Genomic DNA, 22,306 nt, shown 5'->3' on the forward strand with positions numbered 1-22,306 from the left:
CACCTTATATCTACTCATCTGACTGCTATACAGGCAATGTATCGGTTCTTATATTTACTGATTTTTATAAAGATCAATATAAGGGCTTGATGACCCTTGCTCAGTATTCTCATCTTCTTCTGTTACGGTAGTCGGTGCGCTTGTTGACGTGGCGTCTCTAACGATGGGCGTTGCAGCGGCTGGTGACGAAGTGGCAGCATCAGCTAAATTACTCTCAAACATGATGTCATCATCACTGATCGGCACGCCCCTATCATTAACGACGGTGGTGAGCAGTACCAACTCAGTAATACCAACGGTACTGTTGGCAATATCGATCACATGACTTTGCTGAGTCGGTGTCATTCGTCCCATAATATAAACCACACCATCATTAGTCACGGCTTTTATTTGTGAAGCTTTGACACCGTCGTTGGCCACGACTTTCGCCAGCAACTTTGATGTGATATAGCCATCATGCACGGTTGAACTATAACCTTTAGCCACACTAACATTTAGCTCATTATAGACCTGGCGTACATCTGGCATAGAGCTGACTACTTTTTCAATTTGAACTTTGAGCGCCTCAGTGGGTACTTCGCCACTGAGCAGCACTTCACTATTAAAACTATCAATGCCTATACGGCTATTCTGTTGTAAATTCTCCTGTAAACCATAAATATTAACCTTGACAGTGTGTTCAATACTGCGATCCAGTAGACGCTGCGGAATCGTGCGTTCAGTCATGGGCACCCCGTACGTGCCGTCAGTACTATTGGTCAGATAATTGGTAGTACAACCGGTACTTAAGATGCTGGTCATTAGTATAAGGCCAATCGCGGTACGGCGTGGCATTCCAAAAGTAGCGTTGAGCAAATGCATCCTTGTCATTATTTACCTCATAGAGCATTAGTTTGAACATTGTTGTTTCAGTTGATTTATTGCAGCTACTTTACTTAATTTTTCTCATTAGCGGTTAGGTTTTTGGTAACGACAGCTTGTTGCGGTGTCTTGTTTATCATTTAAGCGTGCCGCTATCACTATTCGCGCTACCACGCCGTTGCTATAAACGCCCCTATCAGCCATTCTGGTTGGTTATCTTTACCACTATCACCTTTATCATCATTAATACTATTGGCAAGTTGCGCAATATCGTAGGCAATCACATCAAATCGACAGTCATAATGAGCATATGTAGGATGCTGATTTAAAAAGTATTTGGCGGTCTTGATAATCTTACGTTGTTTGGCTTTGGTAACGCTAAGTGCCGCATCACCGAAACTTGAACGTCGCCGCTGACGCACTTCAATAAACACCAGAGTCGACCACGCTTTTCCCGTCTCTAACATGATTAAATCTAGCTCGCCAACTTTGGGTTTCTGCCAATTTTGAGCAATCAGTACCAAGCCTTGTGCTTGTAGAAACGCACACGCCTGCTGCTCAAAATAGCTACCTTGGCGCTGCTTCGGTGAGGTTAGAGCCAGCGGGCGATGCGAGTTGCTTTTGTTAGGACTGCTCTTAACATTGTGATTAGCCATAGAGTTCTGACTTTGCCTAATTAACAATTCATAATTATCATAGCACAACATGCTAAACTAACCACTTTCGCGTTTTTATTACTTATTACTACCCGCTAACCCTTACTACCTGTTAATCTCTGCTTTTATCAGCGGCATTTTATCGGTAATGGCTCAGCATTATTTATTTTTTAACATCTTCGAGGTTTTCATGTCTACCCCCACCACCATGCCGGCTTGTTTGTACATTGTTGCGACTCCAATTGGTAACTTAAGCGACATGACCCCGCGCGCTATCGATACCTTAAAGCAAGTCGCTATCATTGCTTGTGAAGACACGCGCACCTCAGGCAGGTTATTGTCGCATTTTGGCATTCATACTAAAGGCGATAGCAGCGATAGTACTAGATCTAGTGATAACAACAGTTCTAACGATAAAAACAGACCTGATAATAAAAATAGTAGCTCTACAGATGGTAGCACTACGGACGATAAAGCCAAAGGTCATAACAAGCTGTGGGCGTATCACGAACATAACAGCGCGATTCAAACGCCCAAAATCATCGAGATGATTCAACAAGGTCATTCGGTCGCATTGATTAGTGATGCGGGAACGCCACTGGTTAGTGACCCCGGTTATCAGTTGGTACAAGCCGCTCATGCCGCTGGCGTGGCCGTCTCCCCCATCGTTGGTGCATCGGCAGCGATTGCCGCGCTATCAGTAGCGGGTCTGCCTTCAGATCGTTTTAGCTTCATTGGCTTTTTGCCAGCAAAGACTCATGGACGCCAAAAACAATTAACTGATTTGAAATCGCGCCCCGAAACGCTAATTTTTTATGAAGCGCCGCACCGTATTATAAAAAGCTTAGCAGATATGGCAGAAGTATTTGGATCAGAACGCGGAGTCACTTTTTGCCGTGAGTTGACCAAGACCTTTGAAACGGTTCATAAAAGCACACTTGGCGCGTTGATTGAATTCGTCAAAGCCGATGACAATCAGCAGCGCGGTGAAATAGTCGTGGTAGTCGCAGGCGATAACGCCGCGCAAGATGACGACGATATCAGTATTCACGATAAGCTATTACAGCGTCTTTTAGAAGATTTGTCAGTCAAAAAATCTGCCGCCTTGGCTGCAGATATTACTGGCGTAAAAAAGAACGCGTTATATCAGCGCTTGCTTGAATTACAATCTGAATAATAAAATGACTATTTTATTGTTAATTTCATTTTAATAAAAAGCTTGGAGAAATGAGTAATGTACGATGTGATGGCGATAGGTAATGCGTTGGTTGATCATGAATATGTACTGAGCGATGTCGCATTAGAAGAGACTGAGCTGACCAAAGGCAATATGACCCTGGCAGGAATTGAAGAGCAGCAGCAACTGTTGGCGTATTTCCAGCTCGCCGAGATTGCGCCGTCAAAACAAGCCGGTGGCGGCTCAGCAGCCAATACTATGTTTGCCTTTGCTAGCTTAGGTGGTAAGCCCTTTTATGCTTGCCGCGTGGGTGATGATAAACAAGGCCAGTTTTATTTACAAGACTTGCATCAAGCGGGCGTTGCGACCTCAGAGCAGTCAATACATGCTGGCGGTGTGACCGGTTCATGTGTGGTCGCGGTGACCGAAGACGGCGAGCGCACTATGCAAACCTATCTTGGCACCTCAAGCGACATTACCTCTGACAACGTCAACTTTGACGCGCTGACGCAGGCAGATTGGCTATATTTAGAAGGCTACTTGGCGATGTCTGAAAGCATCCAGCCTGCCATGACCCAACTGCGCCAACAAGCGGGGATTCATGGCACTAAAATCGCGGTGAGCTTTGCTGATCCAGCAGTAGTGAAATTTGCTAAAGACGGTCTTCTCAATATGCTCGGCAATAAGGTGGCAGTGATATTCTGTAATAGCGAAGAGGCCAAGCTTTTTACGGATAAAAAACAAATCAAAGCGGCTGCACGCACCCTACTTGAGCATTGCCAAATTGCCGTGGTCACTGATGGTGCCAAGGGTGCCATTATCGCGCAAAAGCCTGAGAATGATAGCGACGATATCGCTATTCATGATGTTGCGGCACCAACCGTTACCAAGGTCATCGATACCAATGGCGCGGGTGATAACTATGCCGGTGCGTTTTTGTATGCGCTATCACAGCACTATAGTTTGCCAGAATGTGGTCGCCTTGCCAGCGAAATATCTGGACAAGTGATTCAGCAGTTCGGTCCGCGCTTAGAGTCGCAAGATTATCAAGATATTGCCCGCCGTGTTTTGTCTGCTTAAGTATTTAACTTATCCTTTGAGTTACTGAGCAAACAATTAAGCAAGCAATCGAACATTAAAAAAGCCCATATCAGACCGATATGGGCTTTTCTTATTCTATGAGCTACCTTGCGTTTAACTAAGCAAAAACTTGTAAACTAAGCAGAAGCTAAGGCTTGTTCTAAGTCCGCTTTGATATCTTCAATATGTTCAATACCAATAGAAAGTCTTACCATATCTTCAGTGACGCCTGCTTGTTGCAGCTCTTGCTCATTCAGCTGACGATGAGTAGTGGTTGCCGGATGACAGGCTAATGATTTGGCATCGCCGATATTCACTAAGCGTGTAATCAGCTGCAAGGCATCAATAAAGCGCGCCCCTGCTTCGAGCCCACCTTTTACGCCAAAGGTAAGAATGGCCGATGGCGTGCCTTTCATATAGCGCTGAGCAAGCTCATGATCAGGATGATCAGGTAGACCCGCATATTTCACCCAAGCTACTTTGTCATGGTCGCGCAGATATTCAGCAACGGCTTGCGCGTTCTGTACATGACGCTCCATGCGTAAGCTCAACGTCTCCATTCCTTGCATGATGCTAAAGGCATTCAACGGACTTAGCGCAGCCCCAGTATTACGTAGCGGAGCCACACGTGCACGAGCGATAAAGGCAGCAGCGCCCACGTCTTTTACGAAGTTTACGCCATGATAGCTGGCATCAGGGGTATTAAGTAGCGGGAAGCGCTCAGGATAATCACCCCAAGGGAAGGTCCCACTATCGACAATTGCACCACCGATAGAGGTGCCCGTGCCGCTCATATATTTAGTCAATGAATGCACTACGATATCAGCACCAAACTCAAACGGACGGCACAATGCTGGCGTGGCAACCGTATTATCAATGACTACAGGAACCCCATATTCATGGGCGATGTCACTCAACGCTTGAATATCGACGATGTTACCCAGTGGATTACCGATACTTTCTGCAAAGATCATCTTGGTCTTATCGTCGATTAAATCGTGGATAGATTCAGGATTGGTATGATCAAAAAAGCGTACTTCGATACCTTGGCGCGGTAAGGCATGGGCAAATAAATTGTAGGTGCCGCCATATAGTGTTGAGGTAGTGACAATATTGTCGCCCATTTCACAAATAGTCTGTATGGCATAGGTGATAGCTGCCATTCCTGAAGCCACTGCTAATCCGCCTATTCCACCTTCAAGTGCGGCAACACGTTCCTCTAACACCGCATTGGTCGGGTTCATAATGCGTGTATAAATATTGCCCGCGACCTTTAGGTCAAACAAATCAGCGCCGTGTTGAGTATCATCAAATGCATAAGAGCTGGTATGGTAGATGGGTACAGCGACTGCTTTGGTGGTTGGCTCCACGGTATAACCAGCATGAATTGCCAGCGTTTCAATACGCTGTTTTTGCGCTGATTGGTTACTTGCTTGTTCGTCACTCATAATGTGCTCCTTGGCATTAATTAAACGCTTTATTGATTAAATAATCATCTCTAAAAAAGCTATTGCCTAAACGTTAGCTATAAAAAAAGCTGAATTAATAGTAACCCAGCTTCTTTATGAAAAGAATAGCAAATTTTTAATCGCTTAGTGAATAATATTCATAAGCCAGTAGCTACCCATGTTGTTAACTGCTGTTATTTAACTTTTATTTGTAATAGGCATTTTCAGTACTAGTATGATCAGTCTCATCAACCACTTGCGTTAATTCTGGTACTTGCTGCTTCAGTTGCACTTCTACACCTTGACGCAAAGTCATATCGACTGCTGAACACCCTTGGCAACCGCCACCGAATTTTAATACGGCTGTGAGGCCAATACCTTCTTCTTCAATCAACTCTAGCAATTGTACGTCACCACCATGCGCGGCCAAACCCGGGTTGATTTCTGATTGCAATATATAGTTAATACGCTCTTCCACACTGGCATCTGAACCAACTTTTGGCATTTTAGAGTTCGGCGCGCGGAAGGTCAACTGGCCACCGAAGCGGTCTTTATTATAGTCAATTACCGCATCTTCTAAATACGGTACTGAGGCGGCATCAATAAAGGCAGAAAAGTCTTCATAGCTGAATTGCAAATCAGCAATATCTTCTTCGCCTGGCTGATTATATGCCATGCAACATTCAGCGCGCGGCGTACCAGGATGCTCGACAAAGATACGCACACCAATACCATCAGTATCTTGCTTAGATAATAGGTCAGCTAAGTAGCCTTGCGCTGCCTCAGTGATAGTGATGTTACTCTTAGTTTCAGTCTGCTCAAGATCCAAGGCTGATTCATAGTCCGCAGGCGCGGTATCTGTTGGGTTATGCTCACTCATAATCATTCCTCATTCATTTGTAGGCGTTATGACATTAACGCCATATCTATCAGGGCTGCTGTGTCGTCAATTTAGGGAAATGTGAATAATATCGATTATCGCAGCTTATCATTGAATCGGTCTAACCGCGATGACTATCAAATTATATCATCTATTATACCGCACTTAGAGGTTAATTCCGACCGCGCTACTGTGATTTAACGGCGACCGTTGCAAATGGTCATTATTGGTTTTTCTTATGATCACTTTCAAAATATAAGCGCATCTTATATAAACATTCTATCTTGAACACTGCGTCTGTTATTGTCTATATTAAGGCTGTTTTATTGATTATCAAGCTCTAACGCTTATGGGATATAAATTAGACACAGCATAAATTCAGTTCCTGTTTTTAACGTATGATCAGCATACTTTAGTGATGTTTGTTTACTGTTTTTATAATAAGCACACCTTGCTAATAATCCAAGATCAATATAACGAACGGTCTAAACAAACGATTTAATTTGAATGAGATTACCTTTATGACTGAGTCAGTATTATGATTAAAGAAACCCTAAATCTAGTGACCACTAAAGATGGTGAACAGATCGCCGTTTGGAAAGTATTTGATAGCATCAGAGATAGTACTGTGGTTAATAGTCACGCGGCTAAAGAGCAGAATGTATTGTTGACTCATGGTACATTTTCGGACAAAAGAGTGTGTTTAGGAGTTGCAAAACATCTGGCGAAGCTTGGTCATACTTGCTATATCATGGAATGGCGCGGACATGGTGACAGCTCTATACCAAAAGACAAATTCAATTTTGAAACAGTGGCTTTCTATGATCTTGAGGCTACTTTTCGTTATTTATTTGATGGCTTAAAACTGGATAATTTGCATTGCGTCACCCATAGTGGCGGTGGTATTTGCTTGACTATGTATTTGACCCAAAAGCTTTTGATCCAAGACACGCAATACATTGATAAAATAAATAGCATCACTATGTTTGCTTGCCAAGCTTATGGTGCTGTGCTGAACCCCAAAAGCTACGCTAGAATCTTGCTGATTAAATCAATCACTCGGCTACTGGGCTACTTACCCGCAAAAAGGCTCAAATTAGGTACCATTAATGAAAGTTACCAGACTATGACTCAGTGGTATGACTGGAATCTGAATAAAAACTTTAAAAGCAGTTTGACCAAGCAAGATGTCAACTATCAAAACTCCCAACCTCAAAATACTCACTATCAAACTAGCAGTCATGATGACAGCTTTGATTATCGGCAGCACATGCCCAAAATTACTACACCCATTTATGCTATCAGTGCCAAAGGGGATAATTTTATTGCCCCGTCTAGTGGTTGTCAGCTATTTTTAAATGACTTTAACAACCCTGCTAACGACTTTCGTGAATTCTCAATAAGTAATGGCAGTTTGGAAGATTACACTCATAGCCGAATAATAATGAGTCGTAACGCATCGAAAGAGATTTGGCCAACGGTTGCGGCATGGATTGAGAAACATGGGACATAGCAATTACACCTCGCGAAACATCTTTGCACTTGTCAGTAAGTTATGTGCTGTGTCAGTATTAGCGCCATTGAAAAATCATAAATAAATAAATAATTGATAGTAATTGTTAAGTGTATTTCACGGAGTTGGCATTTATGAGTGTATTATCGGAACAAGACCCAATGGCAAATCCAGCAGAAACCACAATAGAAAGCCCAGTTGGTTTAAAAGAACAAGAAGATATTAAACACTATCGTTATCTGATATTTATCGGTCGTTTCCAGCCCTTTCATCGTGGTCATAAGGCCGTGATTGACGAGGCGTTAAAGCGCACTAATGACGTCATTATCCTGATTGGTTCAGCCAATTTACCGCGTAGCTTACGCAACCCATTTACCGTGGCTGAACGGACAGCAATGATCAAAGGGGCGTACTCAGCTGATGAGGCGGCGCGTATTCATTGTGTGGCGCTAGATGATGCGCTATATAATGACACGCGCTGGTTAAAATATGTACAGGCCGCGGTAAGATCCGTTACCGGTGACTTACAGACCGATATCGGTTTGATTGGACATTCTAAAGACAACTCATCCTATTACCTCTCTCTATTCCCCCACTGGGCATCAATTTCTGTTCCTAGTTATCATAATTTATCGGCTACCCCTATTCGTGACAGTTACCTGATGGGCGCAACGCCGACCTCTGAGCGCACGCCTGAATCGACTCGTAGAATATTAAACGACTTTAAAAAGACCACAGACTATCAGCAGCTGCACGAAGAAGCTGGCTTTATTGATAAATATAAAAAACAATGGGAATCCGCTCCTTATCCACCAACGTTTATGACTGCCGATGCCTTGGTAGTACAGTCAGGGCATATTCTGTTGGTAGAACGACGTAGCATGCCAGGGCGCAGCTTGTGGGCATTACCGGGCGGCTTTCTTAATCCAAAAGAAACGCTGTTTGATGCCTGTATTCGTGAGCTACGTGAGGAGACCCGTCTTAAAGTTCCTAAACCGGTATTGCGCGGCTCACGCCATAGTCAGCATACTTTTGATGACCCGTATCGCTCTGCACGCGGACGTACTATTACTCAAGCTTTTTACTTTCAGCTCAAGAACGACCCAAAAGGTCTGCCAAAGGTGAAAGGAGGTGACGATGCTGCGCAAGCATTTTGGTTGCCGCTGGCGGAGCTTGATGCCAAGATGATGTTTGAAGACCATTATGCCATTATTATGAAGATGGTTGGGTTGTAAGGTACTTTTTTTGCGATGCTTTTTTGCTAAGTTATTATCCAAAAAAGCTTAATAGCCTATTTTTACAGTCATTTTTTTAACACTGTTTTATTTCAACGTCCAAATCGATAGACGAAACGGGCCGTTAATAGCAGAGGAGTTCTGTGATGTACACCAGCAATCTTAATAACTTAATTCTTAATAGCGACAGCTATAAGACCTCACATTGGGTGCAATATCCACCCGGCAGTGAGTATTTGTCTAGCTATATTGAAGCCCGTAGCGGCGACTACGATGTGGTGTTCTTTGGGCTGCAAGCTTTTATTAAAGAGTATCTCAGCACACCGATCACCCATCAAGATATTGATGAAGCCGAAACCATCATTCACGCGCATGGTTTGACCTTTAACCGTGTAGATTGGGAACGTCTGGTTGATAAGCATGGCGGTTATTTACCGCTACGCATTGAAGCCATCCCTGAAGGCACTATTGCGCCCATATCCAATGTGGTCTGCCAGATAGTGAATACCGATCCCGAATTTTATTGGCTACCAAGTTACATTGAAACCGCCCTACTACGTGCGATTTGGTATCCTTCTACCGTGGCCAGTGTCTCGCGCTATTGCAAAAGCATCATTCGCCGTGCATTAGAAAAATCAGCGGACAATACAGAATCACTGATTTTTCGCCTGCATGATTTTGGTTCTCGCGGTGCCTCCAGTCATGAGTCAGTAGCGATTGGTAGCTTGGCACATTTGGTCAACTTTGCGGGTACAGACTCTATGACCGCCTTAGTTGCTGCCAGTCGCTGGTATCAAATGAGCGATGACATGCCAGCGTTTTCAATCCCTGCCGCTGAGCACAGTACCATGACCGCATGGGGTCGCGATGGCGAAACGGCAGCATTTGCTAATATGATTGAACAGTTCGGCGGTGAAGGCAAGACCTTTTCGGTGGTGTCCGACAGTTACGACTTATGGAATGCCATCGATAATATATGGGGCGACACTTTAAAAGACGATGTTAAAAATATGGGCGGCACCTTGGTTATTCGGCCTGATAGTGGTGAGCCGACTAAGGTCGTTCGTGAAGCCTTAGAGCGCTTGGCAGTGAAGTTTGGTACCACTATTAATAGTAAAGGCTATAAAGTTCTGCCCGATTATGTGCGTATTATCCAAGGAGATGGCATCGGACCACAAAGCTTAAGTAAAATTATTAATGTGGTCATGGACGCGGGATTTAGCGCGGACAATATCACCTTTGGGATGGGCGGCGGTTTGCTGCAACAAGTCAATCGCGACACCATGAGCTGGGCAATGAAAGCCAGCGCCATATCTATCAACGGCACCTGGAAAGATATTTATAAAGATCCGGTCACCAGTCACTCTAAACGCTCTAAAAAAGGTCGATTGGCGTTGATAAAGGGCAGTAGTGGACAGCTGCAGACCATCAAAGCAGAAGATCTTAACGCTCATACTGACAATGTGTTGCGTGATGTTTATGTCGATGGTAAATTATTAATTGAAGACAGTCTGACTACGATTAGGGAGCGCGCTGGATGGTAAACATTGCCAAAAATATGTTATTTGCTCCTATTTATCTATATCAAGGGCGCAAGATCAAACGCGATACAGTACGTCTCCCTGAGCCAGACGGCGAACGATTTGGTCATGTTGAGCTGCAATCTGAAAAGGATAACGACAGTGCAGCTTCAGCCTCAAACCTGCAAACGTTAAGTCTCATGGTCGTTGGCGATTCAGCGGCTGCCGGCGTTGGTAGTCAGACCCAGCAAGAGGCGTTAGTAGGTAAGTTAATACCCGCATTGCAGCAGCAGCCTGCTATTAGTACACAGTTTAACGCGCTTAGTTGGTCGTTGCAGGCTACCACTGGACATACCAGTTTTGATATTTTGCGCAGGCTTTATGTACTGCCCGCTCCTAGTCAACCCGTTGATGTCATGGTGCTGAGTGTCGGTGTTAATGACACTACCGCTAACGTCTCTACCAGTAAATGGCAGCAGCAAATTGAAGACATTATTTCTATTGCTCAACGTAAGTTTGGCGTAAGAGAATTGATTTTTTTAAGTCTACCGCCAATGGCACAGATGCCTGCACTGCCTGCCCCGCTAAATGGTTTTATGGGGGCAAAAGCGAATAGACTGGATGAGATATTACAACAAGTTTGTGCTGATCATGATGGCGTAACCTACATGGCTACTGACTTTGCACGGATGATAGAGGAGCATTCGAATGGAACGCCAATCGATATCGCGGTGATGTTTGCCAATGATGGCTTTCACCCTAGTAGCATAACTTATGGCTATTGGGCGCAGCAATTGGCAGCATTAATTACTCAGTTGCTAAATCCAACCTCTAAAGATTATTGATAGGTTTAACTTTCAAAAATCCCTTCACCAAAGATGACGCAAAAAAAACCGCTGAATCATCAACGGTTTTTTAATCTTAATTCTAGGGTAATACATGTCTATAGTAGCGCATGGGCAAAATAAGATCACGCAATACGTGGGTCTTATTCAGCAGAATCAGTATCAGCAACGGCTTTCTTGTTACGACCACCAAATGAACCAAAGCGCTTGTTAAAGCTAGCAACACGGCCTTCGGTAGACGTTTTACGTTGCTCGCCGGTATAGAAGGGATGCGACGCACTTGAAATATCAAGTGGGTAGTATGGGTATTCTGACCCTTCGTGTTCACGAGTGGTTTTGGTTTTGACAGTTGAACGGGTTAAAAAGAACACGTCAGCGTTAGTGTCATGGAACAAAACGTCATGGTAATCAGGATGGATATCTTTACGCATAATAAACTCTCTATGTCCGATGTATGCTCAATATTATGGACCAGTTGTCCATCTATGACATACGTAACTGAGGCACTAAGGACATCTATAAGTCTGGCAGCTGCATCACTGGCTTATTCCAGCACCCAACACCACACTTCTGTTCACTTAGCCTTTCCGCAGCGGGAAAATTAAACGACGATTTTAAAGGTTTTTGTGCGTTGATGCAAGCGTGTTGGGCTTAATAAGCTACTGAGAACCTGATAAAATAAAGCCAACTGCAAGCAAAAACACTATTTTAGCTTACCGATTTATGGTCTAATTACTGGTAATCACCCTGCTTTGTTAAGATATTATTAATAAATCTACTGACTTTTAACGATGAATACGTTATAAACGACCAATACTATTTACAATGCACTATCTAGAATACAGACATTTCCCATGATAGACGCTTATAAGAAAACTCTATAAAGGACAATATATAATGGCAACCTCTTTATTGGCAGGAACAGCGAAGACCTTACTTATTACCTCAGCTCTTGCGGTAACTACCCTTGCTAGCGCAGCGCTACCTACTCAATGGCAGTTAGATAATTCTCACACCCGTGTCGGCTTTGAGGTTGAGCATTTAGGCTTTTCGACTACTATGGGTCGTTTTGACAAGGTTGATGGGTCGCTTAGTTATAATATTAAAGCGCCGAATAAAACTCAAATGCAATTTACCATTGAGACCGACAGTATCGATACCGCTTGGGATGCTCGTGATAAGCATTTAAAGACTGATGACTTTTTCAATGTCGAAAAATATCCTACTATGACTTTTAAGTCTACCCAAGTGAACTTTATTAATCCGCAGCAAGCAAAAGTGACTGGTGACTTTACTTTATTAGGCAAGACCAAACCGTTAACTTTAGATGTAACCCTAAAGAAAATTGCCACTAGTCCAGTGACTAAAGAACCGGTCATTGGCTTCCGTGCGACTGGCAATATCGATCGGGCCGCTTATGGCATGACCACCTTTGCTGATGGCATCACTACTAATGTGCCCATTCAAATCGATGGCGAGCTAATAGAAAAAAAGGCTAAGTAAATTTAAGCTATTACGACTAATCTGGTTAGGTCCTCATTGCTAATAACTATTGCTGACAATCATTTCTGACAGCTCATAATAAAAAAGCAGCCATTATAATGGCTGCTTTTTTTGGTCTTAGCAGTTAGTACTAATCTGCTCTGCTAAGAACATAAGAACAATTGATGTGTTCTCAATAAATGGGCTTTATTTGGTTTTTACTATGTGCCAAACGCCGCCCACTTTATCGCCGTTCATATCACCGACTTTCATGTCTTTGACAAAGAAATATAACGGTTTGCCATTTGCGGCCCACTGGTAAGAACCGTCGTCTCGTTGAATGGTTGAGAATTGGCCACTAGTCTTAACGTTGCTAGGAGCTGTAAGTGCAGGCCAGGCTTTTAGGCAATCGCCAACACAGTTTGATTTATTCATTGAATCTTTGTCAAAAGTATATAGCGTCATATTGTTAACTGAACTGACCAACATACCGTTTTGACTGGCTACCGGCGCGGTAAAGCTTTGAGCATTTTGCATGCTGGTATCCATGCCAACCATCTCTTTCATTGTTGTACACCCGGTAACGGCTAAAACGCCTGTTAGGGCAGATAACATAATAATACGTTTCATAGTAATTTCCTTATAATTAAAAATATTATTCGGTCAGTTTGAAGTCTTATTTTGGCTTTCTTATCTAATCAGCTTTATTACTTAGTTTGTTACTCAAACTGAAGTCAACTAGTAACCAGCACGTTTAAAAAAACGATTACTGACCAATCCTTTCTTAAATCCAGCTTTAAACATTTTTAATATAGCACATACTTTAAAACAGTCGATTTTATCGTTAGGAAAACTTACAAAAGCATTTAAGAGTTACAGATCCTATAAGCTAAATCTATAGTCTTAACCTAATATTTATAGTAGATAAGCTTTGACATTAATCGAAAAAGAACTACTGAAACAACTATTAATCAAATAACCATTGCTGCTCAAGTAATTACTGCCGAAATAGACATTACCCAAACAGGCATTTAGCTCTACTCTACCCTTCTGCGTAAGCTTCTTTTTTTTAATACCTCTCATATCTGCCTGATGACAAAACCTATGCATTTACTTACGTATTTACTGGGTTATTTGTTATGAAATTTCGTACACTGGGCTTAAAGATGATAAGTACATCTACACAATTTGAAACATAAAATCAGCTAAACTACACCTTTATCCAATATACCAACCCTGCCAGCCTATTGAAGTTAGACATAACGGCATGCATATCAGTGTTACTAATACAAAAACATCAGATTGCATCCCTCATAACTCTCTATCTGTCATAAATTATAGATATATAAATTATAAAATTTAGGCTCTACACAGTATTTATTCCTCATCTTGCTTACGATATTAAGGATATGACCACGACAATGACTCAATCTTTTACAAATACTAAATCCCCGTCAATCAAGCACGATGCTGCTACCTACGGAGCAGCCAACCATAAATCAGCAAAGCGAGTTGGCATTCTAGGTGGCGGTACAGCAGGGGCTACCATTGCCATTCGCTTGGCGGCATTGGGGCTTGAGACTTATTTGTTTGAAAAGAAAACCTCACTTGTTGATGGCCCACCAATGTGCCATTTGCATGCTGGTGGTAATCTATACCGCGAAATCCCTGATGAGGACTGCGTGGCACTCCTCAAACAATGTATCGATATTTTGCGCCTTTATCCTTATACCATGGATGTACGCCCAACCGTGTTTGCAGTACCGACTCGAGATGAAGGGCTACCCGAAGATTTGCTCCCGCGTCTGGATATTTTGACCGATGCCTATCAGGAGCTTATTGCACAAGATATTAATAATAAGGTCTTAGGCGAACCTGAAGATTATTATCAGCTCTATAGTCATGAGCAGTTAATTGAGCTCTCGGAGCGTAAACAAGTGGCGGTACCTGAATGCGTCGATGAATGGATGATACCGGTTGCCAAACACTTAGATTTAAATAAAGTTAAGTTTCCATTAATTGTGGTACAAGAATATGGCTGGAATATCTTTCGCTTGGCGGCCTCCGCACAATTAGCCTTAGAAGGCTATGATCACGCTCACGTCTTTACCAATACTCAAGTTAAGAAAGTGGTAGCCGTTGATTGTACGGATTGCTCAAACGCCGACCATCACGTTACCAAGTGGCGTATCGATTATCAGCAAAATAGTAAGTTGACCGATGACGCTATCGAAGTCGATTATTTAGTCAATGCTTGTGGCTTCCGTACCGGTATTATTGACGATATGGTCGGCGTTGAAGTAACCCGTATGGTTGAATTTAAGTCTTCTTATATTACCCATTGGGGTGAGGCTGGCGGACAGATACCAGAAATTATTATTTATGGCCAACGCGGTACGCCAGAAGGCATGGCACAACTTACTCCTTATCCGAGTGGTTACTTCCAAATACACGGTATGAGTAATTTCGTTACTTTATTTGATGATGGCTTGGTTGCTTCTAACAAGGATAGTGCTCAACCTGAACTACCTGAGCAATATGTGCATTATATTGAAGACGGCTGGGATAAAGCACCGCTACAAGCGCGCAGTCAGCAATCCATCGAATATGTGGCAGAATTTGTACCAACATTTAATAGCGCACGCACCGTTGGCAACGCCTTATATGGCGGTCAACAAATTCCTGGTAAGGATGATACCTTACGGGTGGCGGATGTCAGCTTATATCCCAATCTACACTATGCGCGTGCTGAGAATGTCAAAGCCTCATCAACCTTGATTGCTGCGGATGAAATCGTTAACCAGCTGACTGAACTTGGCATACTAGACCATGACTTGCCAGCCAATCGCAGCCGCTATGCTCATGAATGGCAATATTTAGTTCATAACGATAGCGCGACGGTTGATGCTGTGGCACAAGTATTGGCTAAAGAACGCGGGTTTCCCCCTGCTATGGCCACTGTCAATCACAGTATCCGTGAAGCGGCGTTAGATAGTTTAGTGCCAGCTTAAATACAAGCTAAATATCAAGCATAAAAAAACCGGAATCAGAGACTAATCACTAGCCTTCTGTTCCGGTTTTTTATTTTATTAGGGTTGGTTGTTAGTTATTATTAGTTGCCCGCCTTAGTTACCTGCCTTAGTTACCTGCCTCAATTACCCGCCTCAATTACCCGCCATAGTATCCGTATCAACTTTGTCATCAATCTTAACAATCACTTGCAACAGATCAATGGCCTCGTTAATCGTATTACAAACCACTAAGCGCTCAAGGTCTTGCTGCTTCATAAAGCCTTGGTCAGCAGTGTATTTCAAATGCTCAATCAGACAATCATAAAAACCATTAATATTCAGAATAATCATCGGTTTTTCGTGTTGATACAGCTGTCGCCATGTCGCAATTTCCATAATTTCTTCCAGCGTACCTAGACCGCCCGGTAAAGTGATAAAAGCATCGGCATATTCTGCCATCACTGTCTTTCGCGTGTGCATAGTGTCTGTCAAATGTAAGCGTGTCAGTGCTTCATGCGCAATTTCATGTTTAAGCATAAAGGTTGGAATCACACCGACTGCTTGTGCACCGCTTTTAACAACCTCATCTGCCACCGCACCCATGAGACCAATACTAGCACCGCCGTAGACCAGACCCAGGCCATTTTCGGCTAACGCTTGACCCAGCTCACGGGCAGCTTGTTCATAAATGTCGCTATTACCCAAACGTGAGCCACAATAAACCGCGACCAAAGGCATAGCTAACGTTGATTTATCCACGGCTTTTTCAATATTAGTAATATCTTGACTGGTTATTACTTCATAAGTGTCGTTGTTAATTTTCATCTGCATATAGTTTCCTTGATTTTTACTTAAATTAACATTTTTAGCGCTGTTTTCAAATTATTTTTAGAGCGTTCTAGGATAGTTATCAGCAATATACCAATTACGCATAATAAACACACACGATTAAGCCCTATAGTTGATTTGTTTTTAAACGGATGGAGTAGCTAAGAGAAATAGCCACTGGAGTGGCCTAGCCACAAAGCAAGTAATAAAATATTTACCAGCTATAGGTGTCTACTAGCGCCTCTATTTTATTAAATATTGACTATATTGCCAGCATTTATCTTACCATAGGCCACGCAATCTCGCGGCGACAGCGATTTAACACTACGCAATTACTACATTTTTTATGCTACTGCTTAGACTACCAAACACTTTGCTATCTAAGGCTTGGAAGCCTAGATCGGGATCGGTACAAAAATCACCATCAGGAGTGCGATACCACTGCCGGTCTGCGTCGCCAACGGGCTACTAATAACGGTGCAAAAAAGCCCTAGGCTAAACCACCAAAACCAAACTAAGCAGGCGCTGAACAACTAGCGCCATAGCGATAACAGGAAAAACATCGATGATGACGCAACATAATCCGCTCATCCATGCTCTCAGCCAACGACTCACCCAAATCATATTGAGGATCGTCATCCACCAACGTGCAAGCATACACCTTTACTGAATCACCCTTCTTCACCAACATCCGCGTATACGTGCACATAAAATGTGCCCGACTATCAACGCTGGGGTATTTCTCCATACAGTTCTCAGTAATTTCCGGACTGCCATCTTCCGAGCCCGGTATGCCTAGATCCGGAAATACCGTGAACGCCAGATTCTGCGGAATACCCCACTCCTCGAATATCTCGCGGAACCTAGCATCCACTATGAAAGGTACTTCGTCAGCGTCGGTCTGACGCGCTATGGATACCTTGAAGCCCTGATTTACTAGCCAGCGTATGCCTTCCAACGCTTGATTAAAGCTGCCCTCACCCCGGTCTTTGTCGTTGCGGGTATGGGTCCAACTGTCGGCCGCACGGGCCTCCAGAACTTCCACTAGCGGAATATGTTTACGGGCCTTCTTGTTGGGCGGACTGGCTACAATCGGGGGCATAAAAATTCCTTTTTTATTGAAATCTAACAGGCGTTGTCGCAATAAGGTGACCGGTGCTGACGCTATAAGGGTCTCAAGCGACACTAATAATGTGTTTTTTTTCACCCTTGCCAGCACACACTGGGACGAATGAACATGCTTCCACTTGCCCACCATAGCTTTTACGGCTTCGTTTCAAGTTGAATACGGATGAATGATGCTGAGAATTTTGTCTTGGCACGGCGTCAGCACTTTTATAAAACCGTAATTTTTACTTCGGTAATAGCGCGGTCCAGTCATCCCAGATCGTAGCGGGTAAGCTGATAATCGATACCCTTCTACACTACTTGTTAACGATATACGAATTGCGCATAATAAACGTGAATATGATTAAACGCTATTGCCAACATTTATATTACCATAAGCCTTGCTATCACGCGGTAGCACCTATTTATCACTACGCAATAACTACATTATTGTAAGCTCTCGCAATTAAATCGACGGCAATTGACGGCAATTAACGCTGATAGATTATTACTAATAAAGTGCAACCAATCAATAGAAACGATAAAACCGATTAGGATAAAACAATGCACAATAAGCACGCGCAGTCTTCTTTAGATAAACAGGACAACACTAATATCGGTACTTACTCACTGACCATAATGACCGAGCGCAATCAAGCGTTAACAGCCACCGTTTACCGTCCTAAAGCTTCTGTAGAGAAAGCGATAATGATCGCTCCTGCAACGGGCATCAAGCGCCAGTTTTATCATAATTTTGCGCATTATTTAGCAGAACAGGGCTTTGGCGTGCTTACCTTTGACAATGAAGGCATTGGTGAGTCGCTCACCACCGATTTGGCTAAGTGTGATGCGTCATTGATAAGTTGGGGACGTCACGATATGCCAGCAGTGCTTGACGCATTGCAAGATGAATTTGCCGATGCTTCTTATCATTTGGTTGGTCATAGTGCCGGTGGGCAGCTGATTGGCTTGATACCGAACTATGAGTCTATCGCTTCTGTATTTAACGTCGCCTGCTCATCAGGATGTATTAAAAACATGGACATGCCTTATAAAATCAGGGCAATGGGCTTTATGGACGTTTTTATCCCCATAACCAATCTAACGTTAGGTTATACCCCTTCAGATAAGATAGGCATGGGCGAACCTTTACCTAAAGGCGTGGCTCGGCAATGGCGCGAGTGGTGCAATGGATCGGGCTACATCAAGACGGCCTTTGGCAAAAGTATACACACGCACTTTTATGATGACATTACTATGCCAGCATTATGGTTGGGGTTCAGTGATGATGATATTGCCAATAGCAAAAATATGGATGACATGATACGAGTCTATAGCCAGATGCCAGTACAAAAGCACTTTTTAGACCCAAAAGATTTTGGACTTAGCAGTATCGGTCACATGCGTTATTTTAGTAGCAGGACAAATGCAAAAGCACCTGAGCTATGGCAGATGGCTAGTAATTGGTTAAGCGAGCAGCCATAGACTCTTGATTGGACTTAACAGTCAATAAATTTATCGGTCTTAGTAAACGTTTAGGGCTTATAAATATTGATGTCTTTACTTTTTTGCGTCCTCGGCCTCATCTAACTTTAAGCGGTTGGTTAACGCAGAATATAACGACGGTTGCATGTTATGGATGTTGCCTAGCATCCATTTAATGTAGCCGATGGGTACCTCTTTAATCGCTTGTCCTTTGTACTTACCAAACGGCATCTTACCGACGGGATTGGCAGTGTTTGAGATTTTATGGACCGCGTCAAAATCGGTCGGCTCAATCTCTAGCCGTTCACAGCAGGCCTGATACAGTAAGTGGCACATACGTGCATCGCCTAATGCATCGTGTGCGACAATGGTCATCTTAATTGCCGCACTCTTTCCCAGTAATTGCTCGATACATTTAGACTGACTGTAAGCGCTCCACTCTGGGAAGGCTACGCGGGCCAGTCTAACGGTACAGATTAGCTTGGCCGATGGCCGACCTATTACTCGCCAATCAAAACGGACATTGTGGGCGATCAGATACTCTGGTAATTGAAATTTATCCAAATCAAAACGCTCAAGACCAGCCACGTCCTCATCAGTAATACCGTGAACTTTGATAACGATTGGCGATATAGAACGGCCACTATTAAAATACTTCATCCACTCAAACCCAGTAGCAACATTAATAGTCGCTACCTGAATAGGTCGTGGATCACGCCCTTGGTCGGTTTCGGTATCGATAACAAGCGCAGTGCCAGCAGTGTCAAAAGCAGCAATCATAAGCAAAAACCATCGTAATCTAAAAGAAGCGTTATGTAGTCGATCCAAGTTAAAAACGATACAGTGCTGCTGGTATGAATTTTTTGCAGCCTCTGTCCCGCTTGCGAACAGCAAGCAAGAAAAATTTATAGCAGTAGCACATTGCTATGAACGTACCTCTTTTATTTTGAACTAGATATATTAGAGACTATCAAAAACCTATGTAAAAATGATATAAAACAACAGCCCTATAGCGGCCTTAATTTTAAAACAATACCATTCAAGCGGCTACAAGCGCATATAAGGAACGTCGATGCTACCAACTGAAAGAAATCGGCAACAACAACCAGCGTTTTTCAGCCGTCTGATAAGTGTCCTATTAAAGTCCATTTTTTTATTAGCGCTTTTGTTTGTGCTGGATAAATTGCTACCCAGTATTAGTCAACAAACCCAATCTTTTGTGGTGTCAAAATGGCAGCAGATTAATCTATTACAACAGGAATTGCCCACAGAAAACAGCTTACCAAGTCCGCTACCAGAACAGCATCTGACAGATACATGGGGCGGCGCTCGTAGCGAAGGTCGGTCCCATGAAGGCATTGATATTTTTGCCCCGCGTGGCACGCCCATTAAAGCAACGACAGCAGGGGTGATCAGTAAAGTTGGGCAAAATAATTTAGGTGGACGAGTGGTAGTCATTGTGGGTCCAGGCGGCGCTGGACATTATTATGCCCATATGGAAGACTACGCTGATATCAGCACGAATGATTGGGTCAATGCAGGCGATGTTATCGGTTATGTGGGTAACAGTGGTAACGCTAAGGGCACGCCGCCGCATGTGCATTACGGCATTTATATTAATGGCCGCGCGGTAAATCCTTATCCGCTACTATCCAAAAATAACTAACAACTTTAGTATTTTTCTAGGTTATTTAGGTTATCGGTGTCTGGAATCGTTGTGGTTATAGTCGTCAAATCAGGCTCAGCTGCGCAAATACGGGCAGGAGGAAATAAGATGCTAAAGGTCGATCCTTGTCCTTCCTCCGACTCAATATTTAAGCTGGCTTGATGCTGATACAGGGCATGCTTCACTATTGCTAACCCTAGACCTGTTCCTCCGGTAGCGCGGCTACGTCCACTGTCCACTCGATAAAAACGCTCGGTTAATCGGGAAATATGCTGCGGTGCGATACCGATGCCATCATCGATGACCGCAAACACGCAACCCTTCTCGGTCGCTGTCCAACTGATAACGATATTGCCGCCTTTTGGGGTATATTTGATGGCATTAACTACCAAGTTTAATAAAGCGCTATTTAAATAAAGCTCCGCACCATATATATTACTTTCGGTATTCACCTGCAAGCTAATATGATGGCCATACTCTTTATTATAAACACTGGCATCGTCAAACAATTGAGTGAGCAACCGGTTCATATCGATGCAATTGAGCGTCGGCTTTTCTTCATTCTCTAGCCGTGATAACAGCAGTAAATCGTTGACGATGCTGTTCATTCGCGCGGTTTGTTGGGTCATAAGTTTAAAACCGCGTTGCCACTGCGGCGCAATATCGGGCTGGTCAGAGAAGGTCTCAAGATAGCCCATCAGCACGGTCAATGGTGTCCGCAGCTCATGCGAGACATTGGCTACAAAATCTTGACGCATCTGCTCTAAATGCTGCAAGCGGGTGACGTCATAAATAATCAATAGCTTCTCGCCACCAAAATGCGTGACTTCACACTTTAGGTAGCGTCCTGGATTAAGCCATGACACCATATGAATACCGTTATTTGGAGAAACTGTCGTCTGATAATATTGCCGAAATTCTGGCACTGTAATGAGGTTAAAGATACTGTTGCCTTGGTCGCTTGATTGTAGCGCCAGTAAGTCTTCTGCTGCCTGATTCCACCATTCCAAATCATCAGTATCGTTGAGCAAAATAACCGCATCTTGTAAGGCTAATAAAGAACTTCTAATTTTTTTGACCAAACCCATTAGTTTCTGTTGAGTGAGCCTTTCTTGTTTACGGTTTTGATACAGTTGCGATGCCACCACACTGAGACCGCCCAGCATATCAGGAGACGGCGTATTCACCGGTTTATTAATCCAAGCGTTGAATCGCTGTAAGGTATACATCCGCCACAAGCTATATGATAACAGCGCCACGATGATGCTTTCCAAAAGATAGGAGCTGTATAAACCTAACGCCACCCCACCGCTTAACCAAAACAGCAGCCACCGTATATCTGCCCATAGCAGCGCATATCGGGGCGTTGGGCGTCGTTTGTTATCCGCAGACGTCATCATATTGATATACTATCCTCACCACCAGCAACTGTTCCACTGTTCCACTGTCACTATGCCATTTTTACTAAATGTAGTTATCTTACTAACCTACTGTTACTAACCTATTTTTCTC

General features: G+C 43.4%; 20 protein-coding genes. 10 read left to right on the top strand and 10 right to left on the bottom strand.

Annotation, left to right across the window (positions count from 1 at the left end):
* Nucleotides 1–54 precede the first annotated feature (54 nt).
* Together U1P77_RS09565 and U1P77_RS09570 are read right to left on the bottom strand one after the other, a co-directional pair.
* Nucleotides 55–870, bottom strand: coding sequence for a BON domain-containing protein (locus U1P77_RS09565; protein WP_321154788.1), 816 nt, complete (start codon nucleotides 868–870; stop codon nucleotides 55–57).
* Between the two features lie 158 nt (nucleotides 871–1,028).
* Nucleotides 1,029–1,517: a YraN family protein gene (locus tag U1P77_RS09570; protein ID WP_414479008.1), complete on the bottom strand. Its 489-nt coding sequence runs from the start codon at nucleotides 1,515–1,517 to the stop codon at nucleotides 1,029–1,031.
* A gap of 190 nt (nucleotides 1,518–1,707) precedes the next feature.
* Between U1P77_RS09570 and rsmI the strand changes: the two genes are divergently transcribed.
* Both rsmI and U1P77_RS09580 read left to right on the top strand, forming a co-directional pair.
* Nucleotides 1,708–2,694, top strand: a complete 987-nt coding sequence (gene rsmI / locus U1P77_RS09575) for a 16S rRNA (cytidine(1402)-2'-O)-methyltransferase (protein WP_321154790.1) — start codon at nucleotides 1,708–1,710, stop codon at nucleotides 2,692–2,694.
* Nucleotides 2,695–2,751: 57 nt separating this feature from the next.
* On the top strand, nucleotides 2,752–3,774 hold the full coding sequence (locus U1P77_RS09580) for an adenosine kinase (RefSeq protein ID WP_321154791.1): 1,023 nt from the start codon (nucleotides 2,752–2,754) through the stop codon (nucleotides 3,772–3,774).
* Nucleotides 3,775–3,911: 137 nt separating this feature from the next.
* Here U1P77_RS09580 and U1P77_RS09585 read toward each other — a convergent pair whose 3' ends face one another.
* Together U1P77_RS09585 and nfuA are read right to left on the bottom strand one after the other, a co-directional pair.
* The gene (locus U1P77_RS09585) at nucleotides 3,912–5,222 is read right to left on the bottom strand and encodes an O-acetylhomoserine aminocarboxypropyltransferase/cysteine synthase family protein (RefSeq protein ID WP_321154792.1); all 1,311 of its coding nucleotides are present in this window, start codon (nucleotides 5,220–5,222) and stop codon (nucleotides 3,912–3,914) included.
* 205 nt (nucleotides 5,223–5,427) lie between these two features.
* Nucleotides 5,428–6,102: a Fe-S biogenesis protein NfuA gene (gene nfuA, locus U1P77_RS09590; RefSeq protein ID WP_321154793.1), complete on the bottom strand. Its 675-nt coding sequence runs from the start codon at nucleotides 6,100–6,102 to the stop codon at nucleotides 5,428–5,430.
* 538 nt (nucleotides 6,103–6,640) lie between these two features.
* Here nfuA and U1P77_RS09595 point away from each other — a divergent pair.
* The 4 genes from U1P77_RS09595 to U1P77_RS09610 all read left to right on the top strand — a co-directional run bounded on the left by U1P77_RS09595 (nucleotide 6,641) and on the right by U1P77_RS09610 (nucleotide 11,215).
* Nucleotides 6,641–7,615, top strand: coding sequence for an alpha/beta fold hydrolase (locus tag U1P77_RS09595; protein ID WP_321154794.1), 975 nt, complete (start codon nucleotides 6,641–6,643; stop codon nucleotides 7,613–7,615).
* Between the two features lie 161 nt (nucleotides 7,616–7,776).
* Nucleotides 7,777–8,850, top strand: a complete 1,074-nt coding sequence (locus tag U1P77_RS09600; RefSeq protein WP_414479086.1) for a bifunctional nicotinamide-nucleotide adenylyltransferase/Nudix hydroxylase — start codon at nucleotides 7,777–7,779, stop codon at nucleotides 8,848–8,850.
* A gap of 146 nt (nucleotides 8,851–8,996) precedes the next feature.
* A complete protein-coding gene (locus U1P77_RS09605; protein WP_321154796.1) occupies nucleotides 8,997–10,394 on the top strand; it encodes a nicotinate phosphoribosyltransferase in 1,398 nt (465 codons plus the stop codon).
* Nucleotides 10,388–11,215 carry an SGNH/GDSL hydrolase family protein gene (locus U1P77_RS09610; RefSeq protein WP_321154797.1) on the top strand — a complete coding sequence of 276 codons (828 nt, stop codon included), beginning with the start codon at nucleotides 10,388–10,390 and terminating at the stop codon, nucleotides 11,213–11,215. The genes U1P77_RS09605 and U1P77_RS09610 overlap by 7 nt, the downstream gene beginning before the upstream one ends.
* Before the next feature lie 143 nt (nucleotides 11,216–11,358).
* On the opposite strand, the gene U1P77_RS09615 is transcribed toward U1P77_RS09610, so the two are convergent.
* Nucleotides 11,359–11,646, bottom strand: coding sequence for a type B 50S ribosomal protein L31 (locus tag U1P77_RS09615; RefSeq protein WP_321154798.1), 288 nt, complete (start codon nucleotides 11,644–11,646; stop codon nucleotides 11,359–11,361).
* 466 nt (nucleotides 11,647–12,112) lie between these two features.
* Here U1P77_RS09615 and U1P77_RS09620 point away from each other — a divergent pair, with 466 nt between their 5' ends.
* A complete protein-coding gene (locus tag U1P77_RS09620; protein ID WP_321154799.1) occupies nucleotides 12,113–12,718 on the top strand; it encodes a YceI family protein in 606 nt (201 codons plus the stop codon).
* Nucleotides 12,719–12,904: 186 nt separating this feature from the next.
* Here U1P77_RS09620 and U1P77_RS09625 read toward each other — a convergent pair whose 3' ends face one another.
* Nucleotides 12,905–13,327, bottom strand: a complete 423-nt coding sequence (locus U1P77_RS09625) for a COG4315 family predicted lipoprotein (protein ID WP_321154800.1) — start codon at nucleotides 13,325–13,327, stop codon at nucleotides 12,905–12,907.
* Between the two features lie 791 nt (nucleotides 13,328–14,118).
* Between U1P77_RS09625 and U1P77_RS09630 the strand changes: the two genes are divergently transcribed.
* A complete protein-coding gene (locus U1P77_RS09630; RefSeq protein ID WP_321154801.1) occupies nucleotides 14,119–15,708 on the top strand; it encodes an FAD-dependent oxidoreductase in 1,590 nt (529 codons plus the stop codon).
* Nucleotides 15,709–15,861: 153 nt separating this feature from the next.
* Here the strand turns inward: U1P77_RS09630 and U1P77_RS09635 are convergent, their stop codons facing one another.
* Both U1P77_RS09635 and U1P77_RS09640 read right to left on the bottom strand, forming a co-directional pair.
* The gene (locus tag U1P77_RS09635; RefSeq protein ID WP_321154802.1) at nucleotides 15,862–16,539 is read right to left on the bottom strand and encodes an LOG family protein; all 678 of its coding nucleotides are present in this window, start codon (nucleotides 16,537–16,539) and stop codon (nucleotides 15,862–15,864) included.
* 511 nt (nucleotides 16,540–17,050) lie between these two features.
* Nucleotides 17,051–17,638: a hypothetical protein gene (locus U1P77_RS09640; protein WP_321154803.1), complete on the bottom strand. Its 588-nt coding sequence runs from the start codon at nucleotides 17,636–17,638 to the stop codon at nucleotides 17,051–17,053.
* Between the two features lie 569 nt (nucleotides 17,639–18,207).
* On the opposite strand from U1P77_RS09640, the gene U1P77_RS09645 reads away from it, so the two are divergent.
* On the top strand, nucleotides 18,208–19,128 hold the full coding sequence (locus U1P77_RS09645) for an alpha/beta hydrolase family protein (protein WP_321154804.1): 921 nt from the start codon (nucleotides 18,208–18,210) through the stop codon (nucleotides 19,126–19,128).
* 75 nt (nucleotides 19,129–19,203) lie between these two features.
* On the opposite strand, the gene U1P77_RS09650 is transcribed toward U1P77_RS09645, so the two are convergent.
* A complete protein-coding gene (locus U1P77_RS09650; RefSeq protein ID WP_321154805.1) occupies nucleotides 19,204–19,908 on the bottom strand; it encodes a putative quorum-sensing-regulated virulence factor in 705 nt (234 codons plus the stop codon).
* A gap of 292 nt (nucleotides 19,909–20,200) precedes the next feature.
* Between U1P77_RS09650 and U1P77_RS09655 the strand changes: the two genes are divergently transcribed.
* Nucleotides 20,201–20,794, top strand: a complete 594-nt coding sequence (locus tag U1P77_RS09655; protein WP_321154806.1) for a M23 family metallopeptidase — start codon at nucleotides 20,201–20,203, stop codon at nucleotides 20,792–20,794.
* Between the two features lie 5 nt (nucleotides 20,795–20,799).
* Here U1P77_RS09655 and phoR read toward each other — a convergent pair whose 3' ends face one another.
* On the bottom strand, nucleotides 20,800–22,194 hold the full coding sequence (gene phoR, locus U1P77_RS09660; RefSeq protein ID WP_321154807.1) for a phosphate regulon sensor histidine kinase PhoR: 1,395 nt from the start codon (nucleotides 22,192–22,194) through the stop codon (nucleotides 20,800–20,802).
* Nucleotides 22,195–22,306 lie beyond the last annotated feature (112 nt).

Source organism: Psychrobacter sp. LV10R520-6, assembly GCF_900182925.1.
Classification (GTDB): domain Bacteria; phylum Pseudomonadota; class Gammaproteobacteria; order Pseudomonadales; family Moraxellaceae; genus Psychrobacter.